Annotated in this window: 13 protein-coding genes; 6 read left to right on the top strand and 7 right to left on the bottom strand. The window is 50.5% G+C overall.

All coding sequences use genetic code 11. The features are described from left to right. Position 1: 1 nt before the first annotated feature. Entirely contained in the window at positions 2–700 is a 699-nt protein-coding gene (locus VB741_RS18575; RefSeq protein WP_323366690.1) for a response regulator transcription factor, read from the bottom strand. A gap of 310 nt (positions 701–1,010) precedes the next feature. On the opposite strand from VB741_RS18575, the gene VB741_RS18580 reads away from it, so the two are divergent. Together VB741_RS18580 and VB741_RS18585 are read left to right on the top strand one after the other, a co-directional pair. Further along, positions 1,011–1,652: a peroxiredoxin gene (locus VB741_RS18580; RefSeq protein ID WP_323366691.1), complete on the top strand. Its 642-nt coding sequence runs from the start codon at positions 1,011–1,013 to the stop codon at positions 1,650–1,652. A 238-nt stretch (positions 1,653–1,890) separates the two neighbouring features. Then, positions 1,891–2,883, top strand: coding sequence for a cysteine synthase A (locus VB741_RS18585; RefSeq protein WP_323366692.1), 993 nt, complete (start codon positions 1,891–1,893; stop codon positions 2,881–2,883). A 22-nt stretch (positions 2,884–2,905) separates the two neighbouring features. On the opposite strand, the gene VB741_RS18590 is transcribed toward VB741_RS18585, so the two are convergent. The 3 genes from VB741_RS18590 to VB741_RS18600 all read right to left on the bottom strand — a co-directional run bounded on the left by VB741_RS18590 (position 2,906) and on the right by VB741_RS18600 (position 4,822). Then, entirely contained in the window at positions 2,906–3,697 is a 792-nt protein-coding gene (locus tag VB741_RS18590) for a COP23 domain-containing protein (protein WP_323366693.1), read from the bottom strand. 227 nt (positions 3,698–3,924) lie between these two features. Continuing rightward, positions 3,925–4,395 (bottom strand): YchJ family protein, encoded by a 471-nt coding sequence (locus tag VB741_RS18595; RefSeq protein ID WP_323366694.1) that lies wholly within the window; start codon positions 4,393–4,395, stop codon positions 3,925–3,927. Positions 4,396–4,483: 88 nt separating this feature from the next. Further along, positions 4,484–4,822 (bottom strand): hypothetical protein, encoded by a 339-nt coding sequence (locus tag VB741_RS18600; RefSeq protein ID WP_323366695.1) that lies wholly within the window; start codon positions 4,820–4,822, stop codon positions 4,484–4,486. A 1,008-nt stretch (positions 4,823–5,830) separates the two neighbouring features. Here VB741_RS18600 and VB741_RS18605 point away from each other — a divergent pair. Beyond that, complete coding sequence (locus VB741_RS18605) at positions 5,831–6,226, top strand: hypothetical protein (RefSeq protein ID WP_323366696.1); 396 nt, start codon at positions 5,831–5,833, stop codon at positions 6,224–6,226. Positions 6,227–6,333: 107 nt separating this feature from the next. Here the strand turns inward: VB741_RS18605 and VB741_RS18610 are convergent, their stop codons facing one another. Together VB741_RS18610 and msrP are read right to left on the bottom strand one after the other, a co-directional pair. Then, the gene (locus VB741_RS18610) at positions 6,334–6,570 is read right to left on the bottom strand and encodes a hypothetical protein (protein WP_323366697.1); all 237 of its coding nucleotides are present in this window, start codon (positions 6,568–6,570) and stop codon (positions 6,334–6,336) included. Positions 6,571–6,602: 32 nt separating this feature from the next. Continuing rightward, positions 6,603–7,586, bottom strand: coding sequence for a protein-methionine-sulfoxide reductase catalytic subunit MsrP (gene msrP, locus VB741_RS18615; RefSeq protein ID WP_323366698.1), 984 nt, complete (start codon positions 7,584–7,586; stop codon positions 6,603–6,605). Between the two features lie 165 nt (positions 7,587–7,751). Between msrP and bchI the strand changes: the two genes are divergently transcribed. Both bchI and ruvC read left to right on the top strand, forming a co-directional pair. Next, entirely contained in the window at positions 7,752–8,831 is a 1,080-nt protein-coding gene (gene bchI / locus VB741_RS18620) for a magnesium chelatase ATPase subunit I (RefSeq protein ID WP_323366699.1), read from the top strand. Next, positions 8,832–9,326 (top strand): crossover junction endodeoxyribonuclease RuvC, encoded by a 495-nt coding sequence (ruvC, locus tag VB741_RS18625; RefSeq protein ID WP_323366700.1) that lies wholly within the window; start codon positions 8,832–8,834, stop codon positions 9,324–9,326. It abuts the gene before it with no gap. 445 nt (positions 9,327–9,771) lie between these two features. Here the strand turns inward: ruvC and VB741_RS18630 are convergent, their stop codons facing one another. Then, entirely contained in the window at positions 9,772–10,980 is a 1,209-nt protein-coding gene (locus VB741_RS18630) for an argininosuccinate synthase (protein WP_323366701.1), read from the bottom strand. 125 nt (positions 10,981–11,105) lie between these two features. Here VB741_RS18630 and VB741_RS18635 point away from each other — a divergent pair, with 125 nt between their 5' ends. Then, entirely contained in the window at positions 11,106–12,032 is a 927-nt protein-coding gene (locus tag VB741_RS18635) for a glycosyltransferase family 2 protein (RefSeq protein WP_323366702.1), read from the top strand. Positions 12,033–12,123 lie beyond the last annotated feature (91 nt).

Genomic DNA, 12,123 nt, shown 5'->3' on the forward strand with positions numbered 1-12,123 from the left:
CCTAGGTCGTCACTAACCCATGCTCTAGGGCAAATCGAACCAGCTCTGTCCGGCTGTTGGTACCGGTCTTCCCAAATAACCGGCTGACGTACTTTTCTACGTTCCGTACCGTCGTCCCCAGACGGCTAGCAATTTCCTTATTCATCAGACCTTCTGCCACCAAGTTCAGAACATCCTGTTCGCGGGGGGTGAGGTCAATGCGAATCGGTGACGTTTTTTGGGGGATGGTACCGCGCTGGGTGAGCAGGGCCTTAATCTCCTCAATTTGCCGGGCCATGGCGGCAATGTCGGGAACTGCACCCGTCTCAGGGGTACGGGCTGCCTGGCGTTCAATCAGATTCGTCACCATGGCCACCAACTCTTCGGGGTCAAAGGGTTTAGAGAGGTAGGCATCGCAGCCAGCGTTGTAGCCTTGGATGCGATCGCTCGTCATGCCGCGAGCCGTCAAGAAAATCACCGGCAATGACTTAAAGCGAGGGTTTTCCCGCACCTGCTTGAGAAACTCATAACCATTCACCTCAGGCATCATGATGTCTGAGATCAGCACATCTGGGGCTTCCTTTTGCAATAACTCCAGGCCTTCCTCCGCATTACTCGCAGTTCGCACCTGAAAATCACTGTCCTCTAAATAGGCTTGAACCGCCTCACGCAAGCCTGGTTCATCATCTACCAACAGGACTCGTTTAGCTGTCTCTGCCATGGCTTTTCCTTGGATTCTACTGGATTCTTATAGTTTCTAAGCTTAATCGGTATTGGTTGCAATGGGCAGGGGCAAGGATGAAAGGGAGGGGGGACGTGGGGCCGCCGGACAAGGTTAAAAAATATACATATTTACTCGTAGGCCATTGAGGCAATTGATACTATTTTGATTCTTTCAAGCTACGATGATTAAGAATCATCTAAACTCCTACCGGAATACCGGGGTTTGTGAGATGCTTAGCTGGAATGGTCTCAGCGTAAGGCTTTAATCCAGTCGTTTTGATGTAAGGAAACAATCAGGAAATTCCGTTATGGCTCTTCAACTAGGCGATCAAGTCCCAGACTTTACCCAGAAATCTTCAGCTGGGGATATCAATTTTTATGAGTGGGCTGGCGATAGCTGGGTCGTTCTTTTCTCCCACCCTGCTGACTACACTCCCGTTTGCACCACTGAGCTGGGCACCGTGGCTAAGTACCGGGCTGAATTCGACAAGCGCAATGTAAAGACTATTGCCCTCAGCGTTGATGGTGTGGAATCTCACCAAGGCTGGATCGGTGATATCAACGAAACTCAAGGCACCTCCGTTGACTACCCCATTCTGGCGGATGAAGACAAGACGGTCTCCCAGTTATATGGGATGATCCACCCCAATTCCAGTACGGGTAATACGCTGACCGTACGGTCCGTGTTCGTGATCGATCCCAATAAGAAGCTACGTCTAACCATTACCTATCCGGCGAGTACTGGTCGTAACTTTGATGAAATTCTGCGAGTAATTGATTCCCTGCAGTTGACCGACTATCACAAGGTGGCCACACCTGCTAACTGGCAGGATGGCGGTGACTGTGTTGTGGTGCCTTCCATCTCTACCGAAGATGCTAAGCAGCAGTTCCCCAAAGGGATTACCGAAGTGAAGCCCTATCTACGCATGACTCCTCAGCCGAATAAGTAGGCCGAATAAGTAGTCTGAAGTCATTAGCCTGAATTATTGCTGTCCTACGGGTTGGTTAGGGTAATGACCCGTAGGACAGTGAACCAGGTCTGTTAAAACGAAAAGGATGTCTCCATGGGGCATCCTTTTCGTTTTTTAGGAAGGATTTGTTTTTTCCCTGCCTCTACCTCGTCCCATAGTCCATTCCCCATTACGATAAAAAGACTGCATACGCAACGTTTACTGAATGAAGACTTCTATGGATATCAAGCAAGGTTTTGTTGGCTCCGTTGGCAATACCCCGCTGATTCGGTTGAATAGTTTTTCCGATGAAACCGGCTGCGAAATCCTAGGTAAGGCGGAATTTCTTAACCCCGGTGGCTCGGTTAAAGATCGAGCTGCTTTGTTCATCATCGAAGATGCCGAGAAAAAAGGACTGCTGAAGCCCGGTGGCACCGTGGTGGAAGGCACCGCTGGGAATACGGGCATTGGTCTCACCCACATCTGTAACGCTAAGGGCTACCGGTGTGTCATTGTCATTCCAGAAACCCAGTCTAAGGAAAAAATTGATCTGCTCCGTACCCTAGGGGCCGATGTGCGGACCGTACCGGCGGTGCCCTATCGGGACCCCAATAACTATGTCAAAGTATCAGGTCGGTTAGCGGATGAGCTAGAGAATGCCATTTGGGCCAATCAGTTTGAAAATTTGGCCAATCGCGAGGCCCACTATGCCACCACCGGCCCAGAAATTTGGCAGCAGACTAACGGTACCGTCAATGCTTGGGTGGCCGCCACGGGCACCGGCGGCACCTATGCCGGTACCGCCATGTTCCTCAAGGAGCAGAATCCCGACATTCACTGTGTGGTGGCGGACCCTATGGGCAGTGGTCTCTATAGCTATGTCAAAACCGGTGAAATCAAGACCGAAGGCGATTCCATTACCGAGGGTATTGGTAACGGTCGGGTCACGGGCAACATGGCAGGAGCCCCGGCCGATGATGCCATTCGCATCGATGATCCTGAAGCCCTACGGGTGGTTTACCAGCTCCTCTATAAAGACGGCTTGTTTATGGGAGGATCCGTCGGAATCAATGTGGGAGCGGCCGTTGCCCTGGCCAAGCAAATGGGACCGGGCCACACCATTGTGACCGTGCTCTGTGATAGTGGTTCCCGCTACCAGTCAAAGCTGTTTGATCGCCCATGGCTAGAAGCTAAAGGCCTATGGTCCGATCAGCTACTGCCGCCTAGCTAGGATGGTGGACTAGAGAACGCTGTTAGCGAAAATTATCCGGATTTAAGGGTTGACCTGATTGATCCAGATAGAGCCCAGTACCCCCATCAGAGGGATCTAAATAGGGTTTTAGATAAATGGCGTTAGTGGTGGGGCGGGTCGAACGGCCACCCAAAATTTCTTCCACAGCGCCAAAAATTTCACTGTTTACATTTCCTGCACCCAATAGACCCGAGTCTGATAGGTCCGTATCGGGCCATCTAGTGCCACCGACCAAGGTATTCACCGCATTGGTATCGGTGCCTGCATCGGCTAGGGTAATGTTGGAAAAGACAGCATTGCGAGTGGCGACTGGATCTTGTCCCGGTGGTACGGTAAATACAATTCGACAGTCATCCAAATTTTCTTCGGTGGTGGCACAAATGGTGTCATAACCATTTTCAGTGGCAGTTCGCAATTCCACCAGTCCATCGGGGCGATACTCCTCTAAGCGTGCACTGATGGTTTCACAGCGTAGTTCCGGGGTCCAGCCACCGCCCATCTCTGCGGGGACAGCCCAGGGATAGGCCTGACCTGGCTCACTCTTGGGATGGTACATTACCGTGTACTCACCGGCTTGGATTTCACAAGTAAACCGAGAACTGGCGGAGGTGGGAGCTTCTTCCCCATCATTGGCCATGGCCAATGGTGGATTAAATATCGGTCCCGGCATAACGCCCAGAACAGGTCCTAGGACCACACCTAAGGCAAGTGTACTGGCAGCTTTTTTCCCCATGGGCAATAGGGCACTGAGGGGAAATGCTTTGTCAGCCTGACGCGATATCATCCAGCCCATGGTTAACTCCTTGTATGGGGTGCTACGTATGGTGTCCTACAGCCACCAACCTCTTTAGCTATGAAGTTAACTGATCGCAGTGAATCGGGGGATGAGTGAGGTCCAGTGTGTAAATTGGCTAAGCGATTCGTAGTATGTAAACCTTTGTCAAGTCTAGATTTTCTACGTTCAGAACGGTCGTTTTGCCGTGGGAGCAATGATCGGTTTTAACTTGGACCGGGTTTAGATTAACCATGGCAATGCTTAAATTTTCGACCACTACCACACCAGCAGGGCTGATTTCGCTTCGGTAAAACGGGCGGTAGCATGGCACCATCCACATAAAACCAGCGGCCGTTCTCCTTGATAAACCTTGACCGCTCGTGGAGCTGTCCCCAGCCTGGTTGGCTATGGACCGCCATAAATTCTACCTGCCCCGTCGTGTCGATCTGGCTGCCCTGGCGAGTATTGAGCACCGTCAAGGCTTCCCAAGTAGTGGCTTTTACGCTTTTGTTTAGGTTGATCCGGTCGTCAAACCTACGGGTGGAGGGATGGCGTGTAGCAATCAGGTAATCTACATTGCCATGGCAATAGGCGACATATCGCGATCGCATCAACGCTTCAGCCGTTGGAGCCACTTCAACCTTAGTCAAATAGGGCTCACAACAGTTGCCATAGGGACGATTGCTACCGCAGAGACATGGGTTAAGGGAAGACATGGTTGAGGTCTGGATGCATTTACAGCCGCCAGACTACCAGACAGAGGTGAGCAAAAAGCGTTTGCCGTTGCCCCACGCCCCGCTGGGCCTAATCCTCTTCCAAACTATCAACACTCAATGGGACCAACTCATGATCCGTCGTCCATGCCAGCCACATTTCCTCTTCTGGCTCAATGAGTACACCCGTTAGGGCACAGCGCTCGCGGCGTTGAGCTTCAGCTGCCATAATCACCCGAACCTGCTGTCGTTGGATTTGAAAACCAGGATCGTCGGAATGCTGGCGAACATAGTCCCAAAGGACTTCACGCACCAGTGATTGATAACCACGGCTGCCAGCCAAGGTTTTTAATTTGTCGATCAGCTCCCGTTCAAAACGGATGCTAGTGACTTGCATATCGGTGGTGGGCAGCTTGGTATTAAGACTCATTGGTTTGGGGAAAATGGGTGAATTGAGAATTGTCTGCCATCCTTGTAATACGTTTGTTTGTGTTACGGATGTAGTGCAGTAGAGGTAGTACTCTTAGCGTGAGTTTACCCTTCTTGGGTAGTAATCGCCCTAATTTTGTTGAAAAGTCGGCTAAATAGCTGATTGCTAGGTGAAGATAGTTGCTGCGGGTATGGCTTAGTAGGACTGGCGTAGTAAAGGTATACAATGACACATATATACTACTGTTGCAACTACTTTAGTGGTCACTAACGTTAACCTAGTCTGACACTAGGACGGATGAAAAACTGGACCGGTTAGATCTCTTTCCAGAAACAGATCTTAGATTATTATCCCAGGATGGTTCAAAAGTTTTAAAATTTTCCAAAAATTTAAGATCTGTTTCTGTCCTTACACCATGACCAATGAAAGTTGTTGTGGGCAGGGCAAGATGGTGAGAGAGATTCTGCCGTTAATCTAAAAAACTGTTATTACTGTCGGGCGAATTTCCTAGAAATCTTATGGAAATAGAAAGGGGTAGTATTGCAAATCTATGGTTGAGTTCGCGGAATTTATGCTTTTGCTATTGTAGTGACTAGTGCCATGGCTGGGGATCGGAGTCTGATGACTCAGTACGCTAGCTATCCATATCGATGGGCTATTGGACTATGGTCAATATAAGTAACTCCATGATAGGCAACTCCATACCATCTGTACCCCATGGACATGGGCTGGTGTAATCGTTGCTTGGAGCTGTTTAGGGATGATGTGGGGCCAAGGTTGCATGTGGGTTTCCATGGGGCTTGTGCAAACATGTTTACTGTCACGTCAACACTTGTTGATTTTCCCAGAAGTCTGGATGATTACTCTAATAGAGTCCATACTAACTTCTATGGCCAATTGTAAGAAACCAAATATCGGAACAATGAGTCTTTCCACCAAAGTCTAATCATTATCGGTCCGGATCATATTGATTAATCTAAATTTGTTCATTAGCTGACAGGGATCGCCATGACTACTAATCGGCAAGTACCCTACCTCATAGGGGATAGCAAAAAGCAGACGTATGCTGGCCGGTTGCATCAGCGGCTAGATGAAGCGATGCAAGAGGGCACCGAGGTTCAGGTACGCCTGCCTTGGGGTGGGTTAAGCGGTGTTCCTGTTTATCTAGACGATACCTGTGTGGAGATCGTTTATGTCCATGTCTATGAACCTGACGAAGACGATGAGCCTGACGATGAGGTTTCTCGTCGTACGGTATGGCTAGTGCGCCTTGAGGAAATTAGCGCAGTATCCTTCGTCAGCGAAAGTTGGTCTAAGGATCGGTTGGAAAAGCTGTTTATTCCAGATAAAAAGACAGAAAGTCCATCGATTCAGGATATTGGCTCCGAAGATTCCCCTGACTAAGGGCCACCTCAATCTAGCTGGACGCGCCCACCTAAATACCCCTCAAGCACTGTTCAATTGGGTCTTGGTTGAGGGGGTATCGTTTTCAAGCTGTCTATTTAGGCTGACTATTCAGGCGGAACTGTGTGCACAGTAAACCTTTTCATGACCCAGGTTTTGGCCCGTCTAATCGCCTCACTACGGCTATAGGCTTTGGGGACCGCGACGGCACTGCCGGTGGCGTAGTCGATCCAGGCAGTATAGATTTTCACCCCCAAGTGGGTGCCGCTGGCAATCTGAATGGTCACACCGCGATAGGGAAAAGCCAAAACGGTGTGGATATGGTCGGGGTCCGCAATATGCATAGGTATGGCCAAGTGACCGGGTATTTCGTATTTTACGCATATAGCGCTGCTACATAATCCCCGTAGCCGTTATAGATAACTGTATCCCGTTTGACCCAATTCCAGGCTTCGCCTTCTCCCACCATGCGTTCCTCGTTTTGCGACCAGCGGGGATGGGGCACATCAGGTTCCACATTGGCCTCAAATTTATATTCGTTAGGGGCAATAGTATTCCAGTAGGTGGAGGGCTGCTCCGCTAAGAACTCAATTTTGACGATGGATTTTCCCCCTTTGAAGCCATATTTCCAGGGCAGTACCATGCGAATGGGAGCACCGTGCTGTTTCGGTATCGTGCGTCCGTAGATGCCCACGGCAAAGAAGGCCAATTCATTTGCCATTTCCTCAATGCGCAGTCCTTCATGGTAGGGCCAGGGCAGGTTGGAAAAGGAGATGGATGGCCCCCCAGTAATTTTTTCGTCGTAGAATGATTCGAATCGAACATATTTTGCGTCCGATGTCGGTTCTACCGCCTCAAGTAGCTTAGCCATGGGAAATCCTAGCCAGGGAACAACCATGGCCCAGGCTTCGACGCAGCGAAATCGGTAGATGCGTTCTTCTAAAGGAAATTTTGTATAGAGGTCATCAAGGTCATAGGTTGTGGGATTTTTGACTAGACCGGAAACCTCTAGCTTCCATGGATCCGTTGGTAGGTTTTGGGCATTTTCCCAAATATTTTTAGTTAAACCAAACTCATAAAAATTGTTATAACGGCTGGCAAATCTCTGCTCAGTCAGGGGCCAACCCGCGTCAGCAAAGGCTGGGTTAGGGGTGAAATTGGTCAGGGGTTCACCGAAGGTATCATCTAAAACCTCAGTACCTTGGGCTGTCAAGGGCCGACCGTAGCAGCTGGTGGCGGCAATGCCTAAGCCGACACCGGCCAAATTTTTAAGAAATCGACGGCGATTAAAGTAGGCGGCTTCTGGGGTGGCTATTTTTTCGGGTAGTTGCCAATTTGGACGGATATGAATAAAGCTCATGGCTCAGCACTAGCGGCAAGGGAAAACATGACGGATGCAAACACCGACACCTTAACCCATCTATCTGAGCTGTAAATGAGCAGAGCCTGAAGACATCGGTAGGCGAGCCGCACTGTGGCACAATTAACCTTAGTCGTTGAAATACCTTACATTTTAAAAAGCCCTGTGAGTACTGCTACCTCTATCCAACGCGCCGTTTTTCCCTTCACTGCGGTTATCGGTCAAGAAGATATGAAACTTGCCCTGATCTTAAATGTCATTGATCCCAAGATTGGTGGTGTGATGATTATGGGCGATCGCGGTACGGGCAAATCCACCACCATTCGGGCCCTGGCAGATTTATTGCCGGAAATTCCTGTGGTGGAAAACGACCCTTTTAACCGTGCTCCTGACGATCCTGAAGTCATGCAGGAATTTGCCGGTCAGACGGTGCCGGTCGGAAAGATGAAAGTGCCCATGGTGGATCTACCCCTGGGGGCAACCGAAGACCGCGTTTGTGGCACGATTGACATTGAAAAAGCCCTGTCTGAGGGGGTAAAAGCTTTTGAGCCTGGGCTGTTGGCTAGGGCAAATCGCGGACTGCTCTATGTGGATGAGGTCAATCTGCTGGATGACCATCTGGTGGATGTGCTGCTGGATTCTGCGGCATCGGGGCGCAATACCGTAGAGCGGGAGGGGATTTCCATTCGTCACCCGGCTCAGTTTGTGTTGATTGGTTCCGGTAACCCTGAGGAAGGCGAACTGCGGCCCCAGCTGTTGGACCGTTTTGGTATGCATGCTGAGATTCGTACGGTGAAGGATCCGGTCCAGCGGGTGCAAATTGTAGAGCAGCGCTCTGAGTTTGATCAGAACCCCGATGCGTTCTTGGCGAAATACCAAGGGGCTCAAACGGCCCTGCAGGAGAAGATCGTCAGTGCTCAGCAGCGGCTCAAGGATGTCACCCTGGAGCATGAGTATCGGGTGCAGATTTCTCAGGTATGTTCTGAGCTAGATGTGGATGGTCTGCGGGGTGACATTGTGTCTAACCGCGCCGCCAAGGCCCTTGCTGCCTATGAGGGCCGGTCTGAGGTAACCCTGAATGACATTCAAACGGTGATTGCTCTTTGTCTGCGTCATCGTTTGCGGAAGGACCCCCTAGAGTCGATTGATTCTGGTTATAAGGTGGAAAAAACCTTTGGTAGTGTGTTTGGGGTGACCATTGCGGATCCTTCTGCTAACGGGCGTAAGCCTGTGGGTGCTCGATAAATGCGCAAACGAATCCTAGGATTGGATCCTGGTTTAGCGATTCTAGGTTTCGGCATTCTGGAATACGATCCAGCCACCAGTCGAGATCTAAATCCGGATCTCGAAGTGGTGGATTTTGGCGTTATTCAAACCCCGGCAGGGACGGAGATGGGCTCTCGGCTATGTACGCTCTATGAGGATCTGAACAGTGTCATTGAAACCTACCGGCCTGATTCTGTTTCTATCGAAAAGTTGTTCTTTTACCGCATGGGCAACACAATTTTAGTGGCCCAGGCTAGGGGGGTGGTCATGTTAGTGCTGGCCCAGCATAAACTACCCTTTGTAGAATTTACCCCAGCTCAAATTAAACAAGCCCTTACGGGGTATGGTAACGCTGATAAAAAAGATGTCCAGGAAGCGGTGCAACGGGAGTTAAAGCTAGAGAAGCTTCCTCGGCCGGATGATGCTGCTGATGCTCTAGCCGTGGCCATGACTGGCTGGTTTAGATTGGATTAGGCTGAATGGGCTAAATGTGGGTTTAATTTATGGGTTGAGGCAGCTATGCAATATCTGGAGCAGTTCTTTATCTAGGTAAGGTTTGGTTAGGTAGACTGAGGCTCCTAGTTGTTTTGCTAATAGCCGGTAGCGTCCACTATTGTGGTAGGTCAACATAGGGTAAAGCGAGTCCCCTGACCCGGTTATGGATTGGTTATGTTGACGGTTGCTGACAAATGTTTAGCCTGCATTTAGGCCAGCTTCTCAGGAAACCCTTAAGAGCTATAGGATTCCTACGACTTCAAGGGCGATGAAGCCCGTAGGAGCCCTATGACCCTTGGTTTTTACTTGAAAACAGGTTGTTTGTTACAGTTGTTTTTGACCTTTTAAAGGTTGTTGTAACACTTGTTGGTGGATGTGCCTAAAGGTTCTACGGCCTGCTTCACGGGAACCTCTCGCTTGGTTCCTATGATAATTGGCGAGTCTTGTCAGACCACAGGCGGATAGGTAAACCCCAGATATGGATAAAGCCTTCGGCAGCCTTGTGGTCAAACTTGTCGTCTGCGCCGTAGGTGGCTAGTTCCTCGTTATAGAGAGCATTGACGGATTTGCGACCGACAATGGTGGCGTTGCCCTTGAACAGTTTGATGCGGATGGTACCGGATACCCGTTCTTGGGTCTGTTCGATGAAGGCATCGAGGGCGGCTTTGAGAGGACTAAACCAGAGGCCGTTGTAGACTAGCTCGCTATAGGTTTGTTCGATGCCCCGTTTGTATTGGGTGACGTGGGCATTGAGGGTGAGACTTTCGAGATCGCGGTGGGCGGCGATTAGCACCAACAGGGCAGGGGTTTCGTAAATCTCACGAGACTTGATGCCGACCACTCGGTTTTCGACCATATCGAGGCGACCAATGCCGTGGTTGCCTGCTAGGGCATTGAGCTGGGTAATCAGTTCAACGGGGCTTAGGGGGGTGCCATTGATGCTGGTGGGGCTGCCTTGCTCAAAGTCGATTTCTATGTACTCAGGCTGATCCGGTGTGTCGGCTATGGCTTTGGTCAAGGCGTAGACTTCTTCGGGGGGTTCAGTCCAGGGGTTTTCGAGAATGCTGGCTTCGACGCTGCGGCCTAGCAGGTTGCGGTCGATGCTGTAGGGGGAGGATTTTTTCACTGGGAAGGTGAGGCCGAACTGTTCGCCGTAGGCGATGGCTTCTTCCCGGCTCATGCCCCATTCCCGGGCGGGGGCGAGGACCTTGAGGCTGGGGTTAAGACCTGCGATCGCAACATCAAACCGCACTTGGTCATTACCCTTGCCCGTACAGCCATGGGCCACCGCATCGGCGCCATACTTTTCCGCCGCCGCCACCAGTGCTTTAGCAATCAACGGACGGGCTAGAGCCGTGGACAGGGGATAGCGACCTTCGTACATCGCATTGGCCTTGATTGCAGGAAAAGCGTAGTCCGTGATGAAGGTTTCTGTCATATCCACCACCAGCGACTCCATTACTCCCGCATCGAGCGCTTTTTTCTGGATGGGGCCGAGTTCTTCACCTTGGCCTAGATCCGCCGCCAGTGTGATTACCTCTTTGACGCCAAATTCATTTTTTAAGTACGGTATGCATACAGTCGTATCCACACCACCCGAATAGGCAAGTACAACCCGTTCAGCCCGACCCATAAATTTACTCCCGATGAGATTACAAACCTATATAGTACGGCAGTGGTTCAAGGGCAACACAACTCCTCCTAAGATTGTTTAGTGATCCCGCTATCATGGAGGGCATTCCCCTTAATCGCCGATCCATGTTTTTCAGCGTTGTTATTCCGACTTACAACCGCAAACCCATTTTAGAGAAATGCCTGCGAGCCATGGAAAAGCAGGTGTTTCGGGCCGATACCCAGATTCAAAACTATGAAATTGTGGTGGTGGATGATGGTTCCACCGATGGCACGGTGGCATGGTTGAATGCGGAACATTTTCCCCACGTCAAGCTATATGAGCAGCACCATAAGGGGGCGGCTGTTGCCCGCAACCTCGGCGTGGAGAGGGCGGCAGGGGACACGATTATTTTTATCGATAGCGATTTGGTGGTTCTAGAGGGTTTTCTGCAATACCATGCCGATGCCCTGACAAAGTACAGCTCTGACCACGGTAACGATCGTGTCTTTACCTATGGACGGGTGGTGAATACCTGCAATTTTGAGCAGCCCACTGCAGAGCGATTTAAGGTGACGGATTATTCCCAGGCGTTTTTTGCTACTGGGAATGTTGCGATCGCAAAACACTGGCTCACGGAAGCAGGCCTATTTGACGTGCAATTTACCCAGTATGGCTGGGAGGATCTAGAACTCGGCGTACGCCTGAAAAACCTTGGCCTGAGGCTAATCAAATGCCCAGAGGCCGTTGGTTACCACTGGCATCCCCCCTTTAGCCTCGACGATCTACCCCGGTTGATAGACGTCGAAGTCCAGCGAGCCCGCATGGGGGTAGTCTTCTATCAAAAACATCCCACCCTAGATGTGCGCATGATGATCCAAATGACCTGGATACACCGTGCCCTGTGGGGGCTACTATCCCTGGGCGGTTTGCTCAATGAACGCACCCTGAAACCCCTGTTACAGTGGCTGATTGATCAGGGACGCCCCCAACTATCCCTAGAGATAGCCCGCATTTTTCTCAACTGGTACAACGTCAATGCCGTGTATGCCGCCTATCGGGAACAGGCCTAGGTGTTTGCTCGAAAAAGCGATACCGATTGAAGTCCCCCCTGCTATGACAGTAGTTCTATTGTCCCAACTAGGCCTAATGGGGTTTCCCAAT

It is taken from the genome of Leptothoe sp. PORK10 BA2 (assembly GCF_034932105.1).
Classification (GTDB): Bacteria; Cyanobacteriota; Cyanobacteriia; order Phormidesmidales; family Phormidesmidaceae; genus Leptothoe.

Bases quoted from the DNA above. Each gene is read 5' to 3' on its own strand.
- VB741_RS18580 (WP_323366691.1), top strand. From the start codon at position 1,011: ATGGCTCTTCAACTAGGCGATCAAGTCCCAGACTTTACCCAGAAATCT.
- msrP (WP_323366698.1), bottom strand. From the start codon at position 7,586: ATGAGCTTTATTCATATCCGTCCAAATTGGCAACTACCCGAAAAAATA.
- VB741_RS18630 (WP_323366701.1), bottom strand. From the start codon at position 10,980: ATGGGTCGGGCTGAACGGGTTGTACTTGCCTATTCGGGTGGTGTGGAT.
- VB741_RS18605 (WP_323366696.1), top strand. From the start codon at position 5,831: ATGACTACTAATCGGCAAGTACCCTACCTCATAGGGGATAGCAAAAAG.
- VB741_RS18600 (WP_323366695.1), bottom strand. From the start codon at position 4,822: ATGAGTCTTAATACCAAGCTGCCCACCACCGATATGCAAGTCACTAGC.
- VB741_RS18635 (WP_323366702.1), top strand. From the start codon at position 11,106: ATGTTTTTCAGCGTTGTTATTCCGACTTACAACCGCAAACCCATTTTA.
- VB741_RS18590 (WP_323366693.1), bottom strand. From the start codon at position 3,697: ATGGGCTGGATGATATCGCGTCAGGCTGACAAAGCATTTCCCCTCAGT.
- ruvC (WP_323366700.1), top strand. From the start codon at position 8,832: ATGCGCAAACGAATCCTAGGATTGGATCCTGGTTTAGCGATTCTAGGT.
- VB741_RS18575 (WP_323366690.1), bottom strand. From the start codon at position 700: ATGGCAGAGACAGCTAAACGAGTCCTGTTGGTAGATGATGAACCAGGC.
- VB741_RS18585 (WP_323366692.1), top strand. From the start codon at position 1,891: ATGGATATCAAGCAAGGTTTTGTTGGCTCCGTTGGCAATACCCCGCTG.
- VB741_RS18595 (WP_323366694.1), bottom strand. From the start codon at position 4,395: ATGTCTTCCCTTAACCCATGTCTCTGCGGTAGCAATCGTCCCTATGGC.
- VB741_RS18610 (WP_323366697.1), bottom strand. From the start codon at position 6,570: ATGCATATTGCGGACCCCGACCATATCCACACCGTTTTGGCTTTTCCC.